Genomic DNA, 17,334 nt, shown 5'->3' with positions numbered 1-17,334 from the left:
AGCAAGCCCGCTCCCACATTTGGAATGGGTTCACAATTGCAACCATGTGAACCCGATCTAATGTGGGAGCGGGCTTGCTCGCGAAGGCGTCAGTACAGCCACCTCAATCTACAGCCTTAGTCTTCCAGCAGCTCTTCAGCCTGGCCCAGGATATTTTCCAGGGTGAAGCCGAACTCTTCGAACAACGCTGGCGCCGGCGCCGACTCACCGTAGGTGGTCATGCCGATTACGCGGCCTTCCAGGCCTACGTACTTGTACCAGTAGTCGGCGTGAGCCGCTTCGATGGCGATACGCGCGCTGACCTGCAGTGGCAATACCGATTGCTTGTAGCCGGCGTCCTGGGCTTCGAACACGCTGGTGCACGGCATGGACACAACGCGCACGTTGCGGCCTTGCTCGGTCAGCTTGTCGTAGGCCTGGACGGTCAGGCCGACTTCGGAACCGGTGGAGATCAGGATCAGCTCCGGCTCGCCGACGCAGTCCTTGAGCACATAACCGCCACGGCTGATGTCGGCGATCTGCGCGTCGGTACGCGCCTGGTGCTGCAGGTTCTGACGCGAGAAGATCAGCGCCGAAGGGCCGTCCTTACGCTCGATCGCGTGTTTCCAGGCCACTGCGGATTCGACCGCGTCGGCTGGACGCCAGGTGTCCAGGTTCGGCGTGGTGCGCAGGCTGGTCAACTGCTCGACCGGCTGGTGCGTCGGGCCGTCTTCGCCCAGGCCGATGGAGTCGTGGGTGTACACGTGGATCACGCGCTTCTTCATCAGTGCGGCCATGCGCACGGCATTGCGCGCATATTCCATGAACATCAGGAAGGTCGCGCCGTAAGGCACCAGGCCGCCGTGCAGGGACACGCCGTTCATGATGGCGCTCATGCCGAACTCGCGCACGCCGTAGTACATGTAGTTGCCGCTGGCGTCTTCGGCCGAGACACCTTTGCAGCCTTTCCACAGGGTCAGGTTGGAACCGGCCAGGTCAGCCGAGCCGCCGAGGATCTCAGGCAGCAGCGGGCCAAAGGCGTTCAGGGTGTTCTGGCTGGCTTTACGGCTGGCGATGGTCTCGCCCTTGGCCGCGACTTCGGCGATGTAGGCCGAGGCTTTTTCCGAGAAGTCCGCAGGCAGGTCACCGGCCAGGCGGCGTACCAGTTCGTTGGCCAACTCAGGGAATTCGGCGGAGTAGGCCGCGAAACGCTGGTCCCACTCGGCTTCGGTCGCCAGGCCTTTTTCCTTGGCGCTCCACTCGGCGTAGATGTCGGCCGGGATTTCGAACGGGCCGTGGTTCCACTTCAGCGCTTCGCGGGTCAGGGCGATTTCCGCGTCACCCAGTGGGGCGCCGTGGCAGTCTTCTTTACCCTGCTTGTTCGGCGAGCCGAAACCGATGGTGGTCTTGCAGCAGATCAGGGTGGGTTGCTCGCTCTTGCGCGCGGTGTCGATGGCGGTCTTGATCTCTTCCGGATCGTGGCCATCCACGTTGCGGATCACCTGCCAGTTGTAGGCTTCGAAACGCTTGGGCGTGTCATCGGTGAACCAGCCTTCGACTTCGCCGTCGATGGAGATGCCGTTGTCATCGTAGAAGGCGATCAGCTTGCCCAGGCCCAGGGTGCCGGCGAGGGACGCGACTTCGTGGGAAATGCCTTCCATCATGCAGCCATCACCCAGGAACACGTAGGTGTGGTGGTCGACGATGTTGTGGCCAGGGCGGTTGAACTGCGCGCCCAGGACTTTTTCGGCCAGCGCGAAACCAACGGCGTTGGCCAGGCCTTGGCCCAGGGGACCGGTGGTGGTCTCGACGCCTGGGGTGTAGCCGAATTCCGGGTGGCCCGGGGTGCGGCTGTGCAGCTGGCGGAAGCTCTTGAGGTCATCGATGGTGACGTCGTAGCCAGTCAGGTGCAGCAGCGAATAGATCAGCATCGAGCCGTGGCCGTTGGACAGCACGAAGCGGTCACGGTCGGCGAACGACGGGTTGCTCGGGTTGTGTTTCAGGTAGTCACGCCAAAGTACCTCGGCGATATCCGCCATGCCCATCGGGGCACCGGGATGGCCGCTGTTGGCTTTTTGCACGGCATCCATGCTGAGGGCACGAATGGCGTTGGCACGCTCACGACGGCTGGGCATCGCTGATCTCCTGGGGTTTGAATAAAAGAAACGGAAAAAAGGACCGGCATTTTCCCTCAGCCACCGCCTGCGGGCAATGACAGATAGTCACTTGTGGGTGTTTTTCCTGTGCTTTGCGCGGCAATCGCTTGCAGAAAAGACCGACCGGTTCGTCTAAAGGTTATAGCGGCTGCTTATAACTGCCACTTATCGTTCAATATCAAAACTTTTTGATATTGGCCTTGCGAGGTCTTCACCTCGTCACTAGACTGCTGGCCTTATGAATCTACCCGTGCCCTCCCTGCGTCCTGACGACGGCGATGACCTGGCAGCCTTGTGCAAGGCCGCTGGCGACCCGTTGCGCCTGAACGTATTGCGCGCACTGGCCAACGATTCGTTCGGCGTACTCGAACTGGCGCAGATCTTCGCCATCGGCCAGTCCGGCATGAGCCACCATTTGAAGGTCCTGGCCCAGGCCGACCTGGTGGCCACCCGCCGCGAAGGCAATGCGATTTTCTACCGTCGCGCCCTGCCCCACACCGAGTTGCTCGGCGGCAAGCTGCACGCCGCCCTGCTCGAAGAAGTCGACAGCCTGGCCCTGCCCAGCGACGTGCAGTCGCGCATCGGTCAGGTCCATGGTCAGCGCGCCGCCGCCAGCCAGGATTTTTTCACCCGGGTTGCCGAGAAGTTTCGCGCCCAGCAGGACCTGATCGCAGGTTTGCCGCAATACCGCGACAGCGTACTGGCGCTGCTGGACAAGCTGAGCTTCAGTGATGAAGCCACGGCACTCGAAGTGGGCCCTGGCGATGGCGGTTTCCTGCCAGAACTGGCGCGGCGTTTCCAGCAGGTCACGGCGCTGGACAACAGCCCGGCCATGCTCGAACTGGCGCGCCAGCTGTGCGAGCGTGAAGCATTGGGCAACGTGCGCCTGCAATTGGCGGATGCGCTCAATCACAACAGTCTGCAGGCCGACTGCGTGGTGCTGAATATGGTGCTGCACCATTTCGCTGCCCCCGCAGACGCCCTCAAGCAGATGGCGAAGTTGCTGCAACCCGGCGGTAGCCTGCTGGTCACAGATTTATGCAGCCACAACCAGAATTGGGCCAGGGAGGCCTGCGGTGATCTCTGGTTGGGTTTTGAACAGGACGATCTGGCCCGTTGGGCCACCGCTGCGGGACTCGTTCCCGGGGAAAGCCTCTATGTAGGTTTACGTAATGGTTTCCAGATCCAGGTCCGCCATTTCCAGCGGCCGGCTGGCGACACTCACCATCGGTAAATTTCAGGAAAACATCGAGATGAGCGAATACTCCCTTTTCACCTCCGAGTCCGTGTCTGAAGGGCATCCGGACAAAATCGCCGACCAGATTTCTGATGCGGTGCTGGACGCCATCATTGCTGAAGACAAGTTCGCCCGTGTGGCGTGCGAGACCCTGGTGAAAACCGGTGTAGCGATCATCGCTGGCGAAGTAACGACTACCGCCTGGGTTGACCTGGAGCAGATCGTTCGTGATGTGATCACCGACATCGGCTACACCAGCTCCGACGTCGGCTTCGACGGCGCGACCTGCGGCGTGATGAACATCATCGGCAAGCAATCGCCTGACATCAACCAGGGTGTCGACCGTGCCAAGCCTGAAGATCAGGGCGCCGGCGACCAGGGCCTGATGTTCGGCTACGCCAGCAACGAAACCGACGTGCTGATGCCAGCGCCGATCACCTTCTCGCACCAGCTGGTGCAACGCCAGGCTGAAGCCCGCAAGAACGGCCTGCTGCCTTGGCTGCGCCCGGACGCCAAGTCCCAGGTGACCTGCCGCTACGAAGGCGGCAAAGTCGTCGGCATCGACGCCGTTGTACTGTCGACCCAGCACAACCCGGACGTTTCCTACGCAGATCTGCGTGAAGGCCTGATGGAGCTGATCGTCAAGCACGTACTGCCGGCCGAACTGCTGTCCAAGGACACCCAGTTCCACATCAACCCGACTGGCCAGTTCATCATTGGTGGCCCGGTGGGCGACTGCGGCCTGACCGGTCGCAAGATCATCGTCGACAGCTACGGCGGCATGGCCCGTCACGGCGGTGGCGCGTTCTCCGGCAAAGACCCGTCCAAGGTTGACCGTTCGGCGGCCTACGCCGGTCGCTACGTGGCCAAGAACATTGTCGCCGCGGGCCTGGCCGAGCGCTGCGAGATCCAGGTGTCCTACGCCATCGGCGTGGCCCAGCCTACGTCGATCTCGCTGAATACCTTCGGTACCGGCAAGATCAGCGACGACAAGATCGTCAAGCTGGTGCGCGAGATCTTCGACCTGCGCCCTTACGCGATCACCACCATGCTCGACCTGCTGCACCCGATGTACCAGGAAACCGCAGCCTACGGCCACTTCGGTCGTACCCCTGCGCAGAAGACTGTCGGCGACGACACCTTCACCACCTTCACCTGGGAAAAGACCGATCGCGCCAACGACCTGCGCACCGCCGCCGGCCTGTAATCGCTCACGGCACATAAAGCCTCGCCGGGTTTACCCCCGGCGGGGCTTTTTTATTGCCTGCGGGATCACCCTCACATTTTTTGGATCCAAAGCTTGCAGGCCAAATAATGGCCCTCTAGAATCCGCGCCCTCTCGGGCCCTCTACCTTATTTGGATATTGCCCTGCGCCAGCCCGGGATCGATCAGCGCGCAGGCAATCGAACATTGAGGTTTTCATGCGCATCTCCACGCTCGCCCCTGCCGCCCTTCTGCTCAGCCTGTTCGCCCTGCCGGCCCAATCCGCCGACCTGAGCGCACTGAGTGGCGCGCTGACGTCCCAACTGGGTGGCGGTAACTCCGGCGACTGCCAGAAGCAATCCGCGGACCTGCAAGCCAAGATCGATGCAGCCGAAGCCCAGAAAGACAACCTGAAAGTGAAGGCCTTCAAAGCGGCGCAGGAGCAGATCAACAAAGGCTGTAACAAACTTGCTGAAACCCAGGCCAAGGCCGACGCCAAGCAGCAAACCCAGGAGGCCAAGGCTGATAAGAATGACGCCGTGAAAGCCTTGGGCGGTCTGTTCAAGTAACTGGAAACACCCGGTAAAAAGCCCCGCACTGCCGGGGCTTTTTTGTGCCTGCCTGGATCACTTAGGCTGGGCGCCCTTTACGAGCAAGGAATGCTCATGACGCGCTTACTGATTGCGCTGCTGCTCAGCACGCTGACCTTTTCAGCCTGGGCTGACGGCTGCCCGGCTGAAGCCCGGACCCAACTCGGCACCCTGGCCGAACAGATCCGCCAGTGGGATGACAGCTATCACCGGCTCGGCCATTCCCCCGTCAGCGATGAGCTCTACGACCAGGCTCGCCAACGCCTCGCGCAATGGCGCGAATGTTTCCCTCAACCCACGGCAAAGCCCGACAACCCACTGGCCAGCGCACGCGGCACCCTGGCTCACCCGGTCGCCCATACCGGGCTGGCAAAACTGTTGGATGAACAGGCAGTCGGCACCTGGCTCGGCACGCGCCAGGAGGTGTGGATACAACCCAAGGTCGATGGCGTGGCGGTGACATTGGTGTACCGCCAGGGTCGGCTGAGCCGGGTCATCAGCCGTGGCGATGGCCTGCTCGGCCAGGACTGGTCAGCCTCGGCGCGCAAGATCCCGGCTATCGTCCAGCAGCTGCCGGAGCCCCTCGACCTGGTGCTGCAAGGCGAACTCTACTGGCGCCTCGACGACCACGTGCAGTCGGCACATGGCGGGCTCAATGCCCGCAGCAAAGTGGCTGGGCTGATGAACCGCAAACACTTGAGCGACATCGAAGCCGCCGGCATCGGCGTGTTCATCTGGGCCTGGCCCGACGGCCCGGCCGCGTTCAACGAGCGCCTGGCCAGCCTGGCACGCTGGGGTTTCACCGACAGCCAGCGCTACAGCCAGCCCATCCAGGACATTACCCACGCCGCACACTGGCGCGCCTATTGGTACAACCATCCCCTGCCCTTCGCCAGTGATGGCGTGGTGCTGCACCAGGCGCAGCGCGCACCCGCCGAGCGCTGGCAGGCCAGCACGCCGTACTGGGCGGTCGCCTGGAAGTACCCGGCGGCCAAGGCCCTGGCACTGGTGCGCAACGTGCGGTTCAAGATCGGCCGTACCGGGCGCATCACCCCGATGCTCGAACTCGAGCCCGTGCGGCTGGATGACCGGCAGATCAGCCGTGTCAACGTCGGCTCGCTGAAACGCTGGCAAGCACTGGACATCCGCCCTGGCGATCAAGTCGCCATCAGCCTGGCGGGCCAGATCATCCCACGGTTGGACCAAGTGATCCTGCGCAACACCACCCGGGTCGACCTACCGGTCCCGGACCCTCTGGACTTCCACGCCTTGAGCTGCTGGCAGCTGGACCCCGGCTGCGAGGAACAACTGCTGGCGCGGCTCACCTGGCTCAGCGGTGATCAAGGCCTGGCCTTGCCCCATATCGGCCGCGAGACCTGGAACATATTGATCCAGGCCGGTCTAATCGCAGGCTTTCTCGATTGGTTAACCCTGGACGCGGCAGAGCTTGCTAACATTGATGGCTTCGGCGATCGCAGCCGCGCGCGGGTGCTCGACAGCCTGCACAGCGCGCGGCAACGGCCCTTCGCCCAATGGCTCAAGGCCCTGGGCATACCGCCTGCGGCACGCAACAACCTGGAGGGCGGCTGGCAGACACTGGCCGCCAAGGACACCCAGGCCTGGCAGGCCACCGATGGCATCGGCCCGGGTCGCGCAGCGCAACTGAGCGCTTTTTTTCGCGATCCGCACGTACAGGCGTTGGCTGAAACACTACGCGTGGCCGGGATAGACGGGTTTTGAACCCGGCCTGGCCACCTTTGAACGGCGGCAGAATTCATCCTGCTGCCAGATTGCGACTTTGGAGTCTCACATGAAATTTCTCGCCCCTTTTGTCTTGTTGACTGTCGCAAGCTGCATGGCCACGCCACTGCTGGCGGCCGAAGAAGTTGCCCCCCTCACCGGCTGCGCCGCCAAGCGCCAGGCCATCAGCGCCCAGATCGAACAAGCCAAGGCGCATGGCAACAGCGCGCAACAGGCCGGGCTGGAAAAAGCCCTGAGCGAAGTCACTGCCAACTGCACCGACGCCTCCTTGAGGAAGGAGCGCGAAAACAAGGTGCTCGACGCCAAGCACGAAGTCAGCCGCCGTCAGGCTGACCTCGACAAGGCAATGAAAAAAGGCGATGCCGAGAAAATCAACAAGCGTAAGGACAAGCTCGCCCAGTCGCGCAAAGAACTGCAGGACGCCGTGGAACAACTCGACGAATAACGCCGGTCAGTGATCGCGAAACTGCTTATGGCAGGCGCTGCAGGCATCTTCGACTTTCTGCACCGCAGGCCCAAGGTTGCTGGCCTTGTACGGCTGGACCTGGCTGGCAACCACCAGTTCACCGGTGGCCGCTTCAAGGTTGCGGGCCAGTTCCTGGAAGCGTGCCTGTTGTTGCCATACGTCGTCCTTGGCGCTGGTGTGATCTTCTTCGCGCACGCTCGGGAAGTGCTTCCACGGTTCATGCGACAACGCATCAAGCTTGACCGCGCCTTCGGCAAACTTCGCGCCGTCGAACGGGATGCGCCCGCGCAACATGCCGCCCAGGTCCTCGCCGGTCTTGAGCATCTGCTTGAAAATCGCCTTGCGCTGGCCCAGCGGGGAATTTGGATCGACACCGCCACAGGCGGACAAGGCCACGCAGGCCAGCAATACAACCGTCAGTTTTTTAAAAGTCATGATGGCTCAGGGTCACGGGAAACGGCGGCCAGTATCCTCGCCCCGCCCGTAAAGACCAATAGCCCTATTAATAATAAGGGTTGCCCGACTGCGCTACAGCGCGGGCAATCGCTTCAGGAATTGCGTTTATGAATGTCGTGCTGAAAACCTGGAGCCGCCGCCTGGCGTGGGCTCTGCCGATTGCTGCACTGCTGGCCGGCTGTGATGGCGGTAAAGACGCCAACAAAACAGAGGAAGTGGCCAAACCCCATGCCGTAGCCACCTATGTGAGCGCGCCATGGGAAGCCCTGCCGGCGGTATCCGACAGCGACCTGCTGGCCGGCTTTGAAGCCTGGCGCAGCGCCTGCCAACGCCTCAAGGCCGACCCGATCTGGGGTGCGACCTGTGCCGCAGCGGTCACCGTGCCGGGCAATGCCGTGGCGGTGCGTGGTTTTCTCAAAGAACGCCTGGATGTATTCGGCCTGCGCTCGGCCGACGACACCCCCAATGGCCTGATCACCGGCTACTACGAACCGGTCTACCCCGGCAGCCTGACCAAGACTGCCACCGCCCATGTGCCCGTGTATGGCGTGCCGGATGACCTGATCATCGTCAATCTGGAAAGCATCTATCCGGAACTCAAGGGCAAGCGCCTGCGCGGTCGCCTCGAAGGCCGCGTGCTCAAGCCCTATGACGATGCCAGCGCCATCAACGGCCAAGGCTCCAGCGCCAAGCCGATTGCCTGGCTGACCAACCCGATGGACCTGCAATTTCTGCAGATCCAGGGCTCGGGCCGCATTCAACTCAAGGACGGGCGCCAACTGCGCGTGGGTTATGGCGACCAGAACGGCTACCCCTATCGTCCTATCGGCCGCTGGCTGGTGGAGCAAGGCGAGTTGAAGAAAGAAGAAGTGACCATGGGCGCCATCAGCGCTTGGGCCAAGGCGCACCCGGAGCGAATCCCGGAACTGCTCGCGAGCAACCCCAGCTACGTGTTCTTCAGCGCCCGTCCCGACAGCAATGAAGGTCCGCGCGGTTCGCTGAACGTGCCGCTGACGGCAGGCTACAGCGTGGCGGTGGATCGCAAGGTGATCCCGCTGGGCAGCCTGTTGTGGCTGTCGACCACCACGCCCGACGGCTCGGCATTGGCACGTCCCGTCGCCGCACAGGACACCGGCGGTGCAATCACCGGCGAAGTGCGCGCGGATCTGTTCTGGGGCACGGGTGATGCGGCAGGCGAGTTGGCGGGGAATATGAAGCAGCAAGGCCAGATCTGGATGCTGTGGCCCAAAGGCGCGGCGTTGCCGCACGTGCCGGATGCACCCGCGGGTACCTGAGGAACACTGAAGATCAAATGTGGAAACGGGCTTGTCGTGGGGAGAAGGCCTGTCGTGGGAAGCGGACTTCTGTGGCGAGCGGGCTTTTCGTGGCGAGCGGGCTTGCCACAGCAGCCCGCTTGCCACAGTAAGCCCGGCCACAATAGAAGGGCCGGCTACGCCTTAGATTGAGACGAAGAAGAAGCTCGCGATCAATACCATTCCTACAAACCACACCAGCGAACGCAGCATTGCCCAGTCGGCGACGTAGCAGATGATGTACAACAGGCGACTGGTGATAAACAGCACCGCCAGCACATTGATGGTCACCAACGACGCAGTCCCGGCAAGGTGGGCGATAATCACCGCCGCCGCGAAGGCGGGTGTCACCTCAAAGCTGTTGAGCTGCGCGTTGTGGGCGCGCTTGGCGAAGCCGTCGAGGGTATCCAGAAAAGCGCGCGGATCATGATTCTGCCGCGGGCCGAATTTGCCGCCACTGAACTTGGCCACCCCTGTGCACAGGTAAGGCAGGAAAATCGCTATCAACACACACCAGAAAGCCACCGTCATCACTGATTCCTTTTGTAGTTTTAAACAGAAATTAGAGTTTTAGCACTAAACCTAGCAAACCGCACTTACCGGCTATGAGCACGCCGCGCACCGAAAGGTTCTATCGCGCTGTGCAACCTCATGCCCGCCCTGCGGTCCACCCATGCACCAAAGAACTGCCACCCAACCTCCAAGGACCCCGGATGCTTGAACTTGTCGCCGCCTTCATCTGCCTCACCACCCTGCTCACCTATGTGAACTTCCGTTTTATCGGCCTGCCACCCACCATCGGCGTGATGGTCACGGCCCTGCTGTTTTCGCTGATCCTGCAAGGCCTGAGCGTGCTCGGCTACCCCGGCCTGGAGGAACGTATCCAGCAACTGATCGGCCAGATCGACTTCGGCGATTTGCTGATGAACTGGATGCTGTCGTTCCTGCTGTTCGCCGGCGCCCTGCACGTCAACCTCAACGACCTGCGCAGCTACCGCTGGCCCATCGGCCTGCTGGCAACGTTCGGTGTGTTGATTGCCACCGTGGTGATCGGCAGCCTGGCGTATTACATCTTCGCGCTGTTTGGCTGGCACGTGAGCTTCCTCTACTGCCTGCTGTTCGGCGCGCTGATCTCACCCACCGACCCGATTGCAGTCTTGGGCGTGCTGCGTACCGCCAACGCCTCCAAACCGCTGAAAACCACGATCGTCGGCGAGTCACTGTTCAACGACGGCACGGCGGTGGTGGTGTTTACGGTTTTACTGGGTATTGCACAGCTGGGCGAAACGCCGACCGTAGGCGCTACCGCGATGCTGTTTGCCCATGAGGCGATTGGCGGCGTGGTGTTTGGTGGCCTGATCGGCTACCTCGTGTACCTGATGATCAAGAGCATCGAGCAGCACCAGATCGAAGTGATGCTGACCCTGGCCCTGGTCATCGGCGGTTCGGCGATGGCCACCGAACTGCACGTCTCGGCGCCGATTGCGATGGTGGTGGCCGGGCTGATCATCGGCAACCTGGGGCGCAAGCTGGCGATGAACGACATGACCCGTCGCTATCTGGATGGCTTCTGGGAGCTGCTCGATGACATGCTCAACGCGCTGCTGTTCGCGCTGATCGGCATGGAGCTGCTGCTGTTGCCGTTCAACTGGCTGCACGTCTTCGCTGCCAGCCTCCTGGCCGTGGCAATCCTGCTGTCACGCCTGCTGACCGTTGCTCCGGCGATCCTGCTGCTGCGCCGCTGGCGCACGGTGCCACGCGGGACCATCCGCATCCTGACCTGGGGGGGCTTGCGCGGCGGGGTTTCGGTAGCGCTGGCACTGGCCTTGCCGCTCGGCCCGGAGCGCGACCTGCTGCTGAGCATTACCTACATCGTGGTGCTGTCGTCGATCCTTTTGCAGGGGTTGAGCATCGGCAGGCTGGTCAAGCGCGTGACTCGGGACGAGCCCCAAGCCACGCCCGAGCCTCACTGATCCTTGTTGATCTGCTGCGGATGCCTCGGGTCCGCAGCGGTTTTTCCCGGCAAGCTGCTTTCACTGCGAATCTGCGCGTGACTGATCAACGCAAAGATAAAGCTGCCGCCGATGATATTGCCGGCCAGGGTCGGGCCGGCAAACACCAGCCAGAAGTCTTTCCACGGCAATTCGCCGGCAAACACCAGGTACGAAACCTCGGCCGAACCGACGACGATATGGGTGAAGTCCCCCAGGGCCATCAGGTAAGTGATCAGGATAATGATCCACATCTTGGCGCTTTCCATGGAGGGGATCATCCACACCATGGTCGCGATCATCCAACCGGAAACGATGCCTTTTGCAAACATCTGGCCGGCGTCGTTTTCCATGATCTTGCGGCCGATTTCGAGGAAGGCCAGGTCGGTCTTGGTATCGAAGATCGGCAGGTGCAGCATCACATACGCCACCAGCAGGGTGCCGCACAGGTTGCCGACCAGCACGACTGTCCATAAGCGCAGCAGGCGTCCCGCGTTGCCCAGCGTAGGTTTGCTCATCACCGGCAGCACGGCAGTCAGGGTGTTTTCGGTGAACAATTGCTGGCGCGCCAGGATCACCGCGAGGAAGCCCGCGCAGTAGCCGAAGCTGGCGATGACCTTGAAGGCTTCGCCATCTGGCAGGCGCGAGTTGAGCAAGCCCATCGCCATCAGCGACAGTCCCATGGTCAGGCCGGCAGCCAGCGCCGACCACCACAAGGCGGCGACGCTGCGCTCCAGCTCCTGGTCGCCCTGGGTGCGGATGATTTCATGCAACACTGCCGCGCGCGGGGGTTGGTTCTTGTCTACGTCCTGTTGCTCTTCCTGCGACAGGTTGGGGGTCTTGCCGTCTGCTTGAGTGGCCATGATGTACCAGAGTCCGAGGGGTGCCTGTAGCTACGACATGCCGGCACAGTAGCTGTTCAGTGGCCAGGCAACTAAACCCGTTTGCGCCAGGCCTTGGCCATCTCCACAGTAGTGTCACTGGAAGACATACTCCATGGCGTGTTGCGCGCCTGGTAATGTTCGCTGAGATCATCAAGCACACGATTGAACGCCTGCGGCGTGGTGGCCTTGGCCAAGTCTCGGGCCGCGTGCTGCAACAGTTCGACATTGGATGCCGGCTGGCCAGGTCGGAACAGCGACGGGTAGATAACCTCCCGTGTAAAGCTCTCGGCACTCACCGCAATATCGCGACGTTTCATTTCGGCAACAGCGCAAGCCATGACCCTGGAAGTGGACGGTACATCGCCGGAGCCCTGATTAGCAGCCACTTGCAGCAATCGCTGAAAATTTCGCTGGCCTGGGTCATTCAAGCGCCGTCCCAACCACTCCAATTGCTCGGGACTTCGGGCAAGTGCTTCCAGATTGCGCACTGCCGACGACAGCTTCGGAGTGAACAGCAAGCCAGCATGCGACTTATCGACCTCTGTAATCGCATGGTCCAGCGCGCACAACGCCTGTTTCGCTTCTTCTCGAAACATCAGCACACTGGCTGCGGCACTGTCTGCCTGCAACGCCGTCTGCACACTGGCCAGTGTTTCATCATCCATCGCCAGCACCGCCGCATCCAGCGAACCGAACGAGTGAGAATCCCTCGTCGAGGCCAGATTCTGCAGGTGCCCAGCCACCGCTTCACGGGTCCTTTCCTGCAGGTGCTGCTTGTGCTCATCCTTCATGGTGAAGTTGACCGTCCCGTTGAACAGGCCGCGAAAATCTCCCTGTTCGGTATTCAGTGGCGACACCAGCGTCTGGTCGGCAAATGCCTTGAGCCTATTATCCTGGTAAGCCTCGGCAGCCGAATGTGGCGTTCCCGTAATGCAGTCGACCAAGCTGCTGAAAAAACTGCCACTTTGGGCAGGCTCCTCGGCGGAGTCAGGCTCGAATTTGATGATCAGCGACTCGGGCTTGCTCAGGAGGCTCTCGGCAAACAATCGGTCCACCACGCCTGGCGCTGGCGTATTGAGCATCAGGCCACCGTCCTGAAAGGTCGTGGTTTCTGTCGCCATCTGGAAGCCATGCCCCTGTTCCACAGGGCTTTTGAACAGTGCCGGCAACGAACCCGAAATACGCGCAGCGCGGGCAATATCCATGTCCGGCGTCAAACTGCTGTTGAACACTACCAACTGTGGACGCCCTCCAAACATGCCCGTGCCGGTGATATTGAGTTGCTTGACCGCTGCAATACTGCGGCTTAACACCTCAAGGTCGGCAAACGTCGGCGCGCCACCAGCACTGAGCTTGTCAGCAATGCGCATGACGTCGGCAGGCCGGGTTTCTCTGGGAGTGTCGGCAATATGACCAAGAAGCGCCTTGCGCGACTCGTCGCGGATCATGTCCTCCAGCGGGGCGGCATCGGTTTTCAGGCGCGGCAGCAGGGTCATCAGCAACTGGGAAATATTGCCGACCGGGCCCGGCAAGTACCCGAGGTATTTGCCCAGTGTCGAACTGGCGTCCTGCAACCAGGCCGTCACAGGGTCTTTGCTGTTCAGCAAGGTTGGCAGACTGATGTTGTCCGACAGTCCATCGAAGGCTGCGGCACTCATTCCACTGGCGATCAATGCTGCAGAAATCGCACCGGCGGATGAGCCGGAAATCACCTGGATGCCTTCCAGCTTCCGGGCGTCCTCGAGTGCCTGCACCACCCCCGAAAAGGCAACCCCCTTGGCGCCACCACCGCTGAGCACCAAATGCGTGATGGGCGGCCGCGACAATGTCACCTCCACACGCCCATGGGGATCGCGCTGGAGGATCAGATTGCGCGCGCCGCCGCCCTCCACCCGTAACATCTTCGCGGTGTGATCGGCGTGGGTACTGACATCTCCAGGCGAGAGAAACTGAACGGGGTTGACCGGATTGAGCACTTTCATGCGCTGACTCACTCTGCGGGGGGTGTAGTGCTGAGTGATGACAGAGCCTGGGAAAGATCCAACCGGAACAATCAGGTAACAGAAACCAAACCGGTGGGCATGCAGTTATTCCTGGATGCCATCCTCCTGGAACTGGTCCTTGACGTACTTGATTTCCGTACGGCCGTGAGGCGCTGGCAGGCCATCTTCACCGAGGTTGACGAAGACCATTTTCTCGACGGTGAGGATGCTTTTACGGGTGATCTTGTTGCGCACTTCACAGGTCAGGGTGATCGAGGTGCGACCGAATTCGGTGGCGGTGATGCCCAGCTCGATGATGTCGCCCTGGCGCGAGGCACTGACGAAGTTGATTTCGGAGATGTACTTGGTCACCACGCGCTGGTTGCCCAACTGGACAATCGCATAGATCGCCGCTTCTTCGTCGATCCAGCGCAACAGGCTGCCACCGAACAGAGTGCCGTTGGGGTTGAGGTCTTCGGGTTTTACCCATTTGCGGGTGTGGAAGTTCATGGGGACTCCAGGTTTGAGATGTTTGGCGATTGGGTTGTGGCCCCCAGCTTCAAGTTTTAAGCGACAAGCTGCAAGTAGTAGCCGATTCGCTCTTACTTGCCGCTTGTAGCTTGTTGCTTGCCACTAGCCGGACAAAGACAGCTATAATCGCCCCCGATTTCAGAACGGCTACTACCGTTCTCCCGCCACCTGTCCGAGGGGCGCTGCAGCAGGTTCAACCTGTCAGGCTCGGATGGGGCGTTGTCCGGCCTGGTTAGCCAGCTGGATACTAAACGCACAACGGCGCCCATTCGCACACTACGAATGGAGGCTCTTCATGAGCGCTGTAAACACGCCTGCAGATTTCAACGACTACAAAGTCGCCGACATGTCCCTCGCTGCCTGGGGCCGTCGCGAAACCTTTATCGCCGAATCCGAAATGCCTGCGCTGATGGGCCTGCGTCGCAAGTACGCCGCTGAGCAACCGCTCAAGGGCGCGAAGATCCTCGGCTGCATCCACATGACCATCCAGACTGCCGTGCTGATCGAGACCCTGGTTGCCCTGGGTGCCGAAGTACGCTGGTCGTCCTGCAACATCTTCTCGACTCAAGACCAGGCCGCTGCCGCTATCGCTGCTGCCGGTATCGCCGTGTTCGCCTGGAAAGGCGAGACCGAAGAAGAGTACGAGTGGTGCCTGGAGCAAACCATCCTCAAGGATGGCAAGCCATGGGACGCCAACATGATCCTCGACGACGGCGGCGACCTGACCGAGCTGCTGCACAAGAAGTACCCGCAGATCCTCGACCGCGTCCACGGCGTGACCGAAGAAACCACCACCGGCGTACACCGCCTGCTGGACATGCTGGCCAAGGGCGAGCTGAAAATCCCGGCCATCAACGTCAACGACTCGGTGACCAAGAGCAAGAACGACAACAAGTACGGCTGCCGTCACAGCCTGAACGATGCCATCAAGCGCGGCACCGACCACCTGCTGTCGGGCAAGCAAGCCCTGGTGATCGGCTACGGTGACGTGGGCAAGGGTTCGTCCCAGTCCCTGCGTCAGGAAGGCATGATCGTCAAGGTGTCCGAAGTCGATCCGATCTGCGCCATGCAAGCCTGCATGGACGGTTTCGAAGTGGTTTCGCCGTTCATCAACGGCCAGAACGACGGCACCGAAGCGAGCATCGACAAAGCCCTGCTGGGCAAGATCGACCTGATCGTGACCACCACCGGTAACGTCAATGTTTGCGATGCGAACATGCTCAAGGCCCTGAAAAAGCGCGCCGTAGTGTGCAACATCGGTCACTTCGACAACGAAATCGACACTGCTTTCATGCGCAAGAACTGGGCGTGGGAAGAAGTGAAGCCACAGGTACACAAGGTTCACCGTACCGGCGCTGGCGATTTCGACCCGCAGAACGATGACTACCTGATCCTGCTGGCTGAAGGCCGCCTGGTTAACCTGGGCAACGCCACCGGCCACCCAAGCCGCATCATGGATGGCTCGTTCGCCAACCAGGTTCTGGCCCAGATCTTCCTGTTCGGCCAGAAATACGCCGACCTGTCGCCTGCCCAGAAAGCCGAGCGCCTGACCGTGGAAGTACTGCCGAAGAAACTCGACGAAGAAGTGGCCCTGGAAATGGTCCGCGGCTTCGGTGGCGTCGTGACTCAACTGACCAAGACCCAGGCCGACTACATCGGCGTGACCGTCGAAGGTCCGTTCAAGCCGCACGCTTACCGCTACTAAGCAGCGGCAAGCTTTCAGCGGCAAGCGTCAAGAAATGCGCTTGTGCCGAGGGCTTGCTACTTCATTGCTCTTTAAGCAGCTACCAGCTGCGAGCTCCAAGCTGCAAGAACAGGCACACCGCCCTCTTGCAGCTTGAGGCTTGCAACTTGCAGCTGGAGACCTCACATGTCCCAAGACCGTCGCTACAGCTTCGAGTTCTTCCCGACCAAGACCGATGCTGGACATGAAAAACTGATGGCTGTTGCCAAGCAACTGGCCAGCTACAATCCTGACTTCTTCTCCTGCACCTACGGCGCCGGCGGCTCGACCCGTGACCGCACGATCAACACCGTGCTGCAGCTGGAAAGCGAAGCCAACATTCCCGCCGCTCCGCACTTGTCGTGCGTGGGCGACAGCAAGGCCGACCTGCGCGGCCTGCTGACCCAATACCAGCAAGCCGGCATCAAGCGCATCGTCGCCTTGCGTGGCGACCTGCCATCCGGCATGGGCATGGCCAGCGGTGAGCTGCGCTACGCCAACGACCTGGTGAGTTTCATCCGTGAAGAAAGCGGCGATCACTTCCATATCGAAGTGGCGGCTTACCCGGAGATGCACCCCCAGGCGCGCAACTTCGAAGATGATCTGCAGAATTTCGTGCGCAAGGCCAACGCCGGCGCCGACAGCGCGATCACCCAGTACTTCTTCAACGCCGACAGCTACTTCTACTTCGTCGAGCGCGTACGGGCCATGGGTGTGAACATCCCGATCGTGCCAGGCATCATGCCGATCACCAACTACAGCAAGCTGGCACGCTTCTCCGACGCGTGCGGTGCCGAGATCCCACGCTGGATCCGCAAGCAACTGGAAGCCTACGGCGACGACGTCAAGAGCATCCAGGCGTTCGGCGAACAGGTCATCAGCAGCATGTGCGAAGAATTGCTGCAGGGTGGCGCACCTGGGCTGCACTTCTATACGCTTAACCAGGCTGAGCCGAGCCTTGCAATCTGGAACAACCTCAAGCTGCCGCGCTGAGGTCTGACCGAGCTGCACCCAGGCCCTCGTTTATACGAGGGCTTTTTTTGTTCATATCTCCCCGGAAT

At 61.1% G+C, this 17,334-nt stretch carries 15 protein-coding genes and 1 riboswitch; of the genes, 9 read left to right on the top strand and 6 right to left on the bottom strand.

Going from position 1 to position 17,334, the window contains the following annotated elements; genetic code table 11:
- Positions 1–116: 116 nt before the first annotated feature.
- Positions 117–2,114, bottom strand: coding sequence for a transketolase (gene tkt / locus QMX97_RS19890; protein ID WP_106802419.1), 1,998 nt, complete (start codon positions 2,112–2,114; stop codon positions 117–119).
- 259 nt (positions 2,115–2,373) lie between these two features.
- On the opposite strand from tkt, the gene QMX97_RS19885 reads away from it, so the two are divergent.
- From QMX97_RS19885 to QMX97_RS19865, 5 genes are all read left to right on the top strand, one after another.
- The gene (locus QMX97_RS19885; RefSeq protein WP_065904848.1) at positions 2,374–3,369 is read left to right on the top strand and encodes a metalloregulator ArsR/SmtB family transcription factor; all 996 of its coding nucleotides are present in this window, start codon (positions 2,374–2,376) and stop codon (positions 3,367–3,369) included.
- Positions 3,370–3,388: 19 nt separating this feature from the next.
- Positions 3,389–4,579 carry a methionine adenosyltransferase gene (metK, locus tag QMX97_RS19880; RefSeq protein ID WP_282397450.1) on the top strand — a complete coding sequence of 397 codons (1,191 nt, stop codon included), beginning with the start codon at positions 3,389–3,391 and terminating at the stop codon, positions 4,577–4,579.
- A gap of 215 nt (positions 4,580–4,794) precedes the next feature.
- Positions 4,795–5,145: a hypothetical protein gene (locus tag QMX97_RS19875; RefSeq protein WP_065904850.1), complete on the top strand. Its 351-nt coding sequence runs from the start codon at positions 4,795–4,797 to the stop codon at positions 5,143–5,145.
- Between the two features lie 96 nt (positions 5,146–5,241).
- A complete protein-coding gene (gene ligB, locus QMX97_RS19870) occupies positions 5,242–6,906 on the top strand; it encodes an NAD-dependent DNA ligase LigB (protein ID WP_282397449.1) in 1,665 nt (554 codons plus the stop codon).
- A gap of 70 nt (positions 6,907–6,976) precedes the next feature.
- Positions 6,977–7,372 (top strand): DUF1090 domain-containing protein, encoded by a 396-nt coding sequence (locus QMX97_RS19865; protein WP_065904854.1) that lies wholly within the window; start codon positions 6,977–6,979, stop codon positions 7,370–7,372.
- A gap of 6 nt (positions 7,373–7,378) precedes the next feature.
- On the opposite strand, the gene QMX97_RS19860 is transcribed toward QMX97_RS19865, so the two are convergent.
- Positions 7,379–7,828, bottom strand: coding sequence for a cytochrome c (locus tag QMX97_RS19860; RefSeq protein WP_065904855.1), 450 nt, complete (start codon positions 7,826–7,828; stop codon positions 7,379–7,381).
- 128 nt (positions 7,829–7,956) lie between these two features.
- Between QMX97_RS19860 and QMX97_RS19855 the strand changes: the two genes are divergently transcribed.
- Positions 7,957–9,144 (top strand): MltA domain-containing protein, encoded by a 1,188-nt coding sequence (locus tag QMX97_RS19855; RefSeq protein WP_282397448.1) that lies wholly within the window; start codon positions 7,957–7,959, stop codon positions 9,142–9,144.
- Positions 9,145–9,306: 162 nt separating this feature from the next.
- On the opposite strand, the gene QMX97_RS19850 is transcribed toward QMX97_RS19855, so the two are convergent.
- Entirely contained in the window at positions 9,307–9,693 is a 387-nt protein-coding gene (locus tag QMX97_RS19850) for an MAPEG family protein (protein WP_065904857.1), read from the bottom strand.
- Between the two features lie 182 nt (positions 9,694–9,875).
- On the opposite strand from QMX97_RS19850, the gene QMX97_RS19845 reads away from it, so the two are divergent.
- Positions 9,876–11,135, top strand: coding sequence for a sodium:proton antiporter (locus tag QMX97_RS19845; RefSeq protein ID WP_065904859.1), 1,260 nt, complete (start codon positions 9,876–9,878; stop codon positions 11,133–11,135).
- Here the strand turns inward: QMX97_RS19845 and QMX97_RS19840 are convergent.
- From QMX97_RS19840 to QMX97_RS19830, 3 genes are all read right to left on the bottom strand, one after another.
- Positions 11,129–12,016 carry a formate/nitrite transporter family protein gene (locus QMX97_RS19840; protein ID WP_065904861.1) on the bottom strand — a complete coding sequence of 296 codons (888 nt, stop codon included), beginning with the start codon at positions 12,014–12,016 and terminating at the stop codon, positions 11,129–11,131. The two genes, QMX97_RS19845 and QMX97_RS19840, sit on opposite strands and share 7 nt — an antisense overlap.
- A 71-nt stretch (positions 12,017–12,087) precedes the next feature.
- Positions 12,088–14,019 (bottom strand): patatin-like phospholipase family protein, encoded by a 1,932-nt coding sequence (locus QMX97_RS19835; RefSeq protein ID WP_282397447.1) that lies wholly within the window; start codon positions 14,017–14,019, stop codon positions 12,088–12,090.
- A 105-nt stretch (positions 14,020–14,124) separates the two neighbouring features.
- Positions 14,125–14,529 (bottom strand): hotdog domain-containing protein, encoded by a 405-nt coding sequence (locus QMX97_RS19830; RefSeq protein WP_065904864.1) that lies wholly within the window; start codon positions 14,527–14,529, stop codon positions 14,125–14,127.
- Positions 14,530–14,718: 189 nt separating this feature from the next.
- Positions 14,719–14,824: riboswitch (S-adenosyl-L-homocysteine riboswitch) on the top strand.
- A 21-nt stretch (positions 14,825–14,845) separates the two neighbouring features.
- Here QMX97_RS19830 and ahcY point away from each other — a divergent pair.
- Together ahcY and metF are read left to right on the top strand one after the other, a co-directional pair.
- Positions 14,846–16,255, top strand: coding sequence for an adenosylhomocysteinase (gene ahcY, locus QMX97_RS19825; RefSeq protein ID WP_010207176.1), 1,410 nt, complete (start codon positions 14,846–14,848; stop codon positions 16,253–16,255).
- A 165-nt stretch (positions 16,256–16,420) separates the two neighbouring features.
- On the top strand, positions 16,421–17,266 hold the full coding sequence (gene metF / locus QMX97_RS19820) for a methylenetetrahydrofolate reductase [NAD(P)H] (RefSeq protein ID WP_065904866.1): 846 nt from the start codon (positions 16,421–16,423) through the stop codon (positions 17,264–17,266).
- The last annotated feature ends 68 nt before the right edge of the window (positions 17,267–17,334 follow it).

Origin of the sequence: Pseudomonas sp. PS01298 (assembly GCF_029959745.1) — a bacterium.
Taxonomy (GTDB): domain Bacteria; phylum Pseudomonadota; class Gammaproteobacteria; order Pseudomonadales; family Pseudomonadaceae; genus Aquipseudomonas; species Aquipseudomonas aylmerensis.
Note: the sequence above shows the minus strand (reverse complement) of the source record. Positions and strands in the feature narration are given on the sequence as shown.

Excerpts from the sequence above, each read along its gene's own strand:
- tkt (WP_106802419.1), bottom strand. The coding sequence starts at position 2,114 with ATGCCCAGCCGTCGTGAGCGTGCCAACGCCATTCGTGCCCTCAGCATG.
- QMX97_RS19885 (WP_065904848.1), top strand. The coding sequence starts at position 2,374 with ATGAATCTACCCGTGCCCTCCCTGCGTCCTGACGACGGCGATGACCTG.
- metK (WP_282397450.1), top strand. The coding sequence starts at position 3,389 with ATGAGCGAATACTCCCTTTTCACCTCCGAGTCCGTGTCTGAAGGGCAT.
- QMX97_RS19875 (WP_065904850.1), top strand. The coding sequence starts at position 4,795 with ATGCGCATCTCCACGCTCGCCCCTGCCGCCCTTCTGCTCAGCCTGTTC.
- ligB (WP_282397449.1), top strand. The coding sequence starts at position 5,242 with ATGACGCGCTTACTGATTGCGCTGCTGCTCAGCACGCTGACCTTTTCA.
- QMX97_RS19865 (WP_065904854.1), top strand. The coding sequence starts at position 6,977 with ATGAAATTTCTCGCCCCTTTTGTCTTGTTGACTGTCGCAAGCTGCATG.
- QMX97_RS19860 (WP_065904855.1), bottom strand. The coding sequence starts at position 7,828 with ATGACTTTTAAAAAACTGACGGTTGTATTGCTGGCCTGCGTGGCCTTG.
- QMX97_RS19855 (WP_282397448.1), top strand. The coding sequence starts at position 7,957 with ATGAATGTCGTGCTGAAAACCTGGAGCCGCCGCCTGGCGTGGGCTCTG.
- QMX97_RS19850 (WP_065904857.1), bottom strand. The coding sequence starts at position 9,693 with ATGACGGTGGCTTTCTGGTGTGTGTTGATAGCGATTTTCCTGCCTTAC.
- QMX97_RS19845 (WP_065904859.1), top strand. The coding sequence starts at position 9,876 with ATGCTTGAACTTGTCGCCGCCTTCATCTGCCTCACCACCCTGCTCACC.
- QMX97_RS19840 (WP_065904861.1), bottom strand. The coding sequence starts at position 12,016 with ATGGCCACTCAAGCAGACGGCAAGACCCCCAACCTGTCGCAGGAAGAG.
- QMX97_RS19835 (WP_282397447.1), bottom strand. The coding sequence starts at position 14,019 with ATGAAAGTGCTCAATCCGGTCAACCCCGTTCAGTTTCTCTCGCCTGGA.
- QMX97_RS19830 (WP_065904864.1), bottom strand. The coding sequence starts at position 14,529 with ATGAACTTCCACACCCGCAAATGGGTAAAACCCGAAGACCTCAACCCC.
- ahcY (WP_010207176.1), top strand. The coding sequence starts at position 14,846 with ATGAGCGCTGTAAACACGCCTGCAGATTTCAACGACTACAAAGTCGCC.
- metF (WP_065904866.1), top strand. The coding sequence starts at position 16,421 with ATGTCCCAAGACCGTCGCTACAGCTTCGAGTTCTTCCCGACCAAGACC.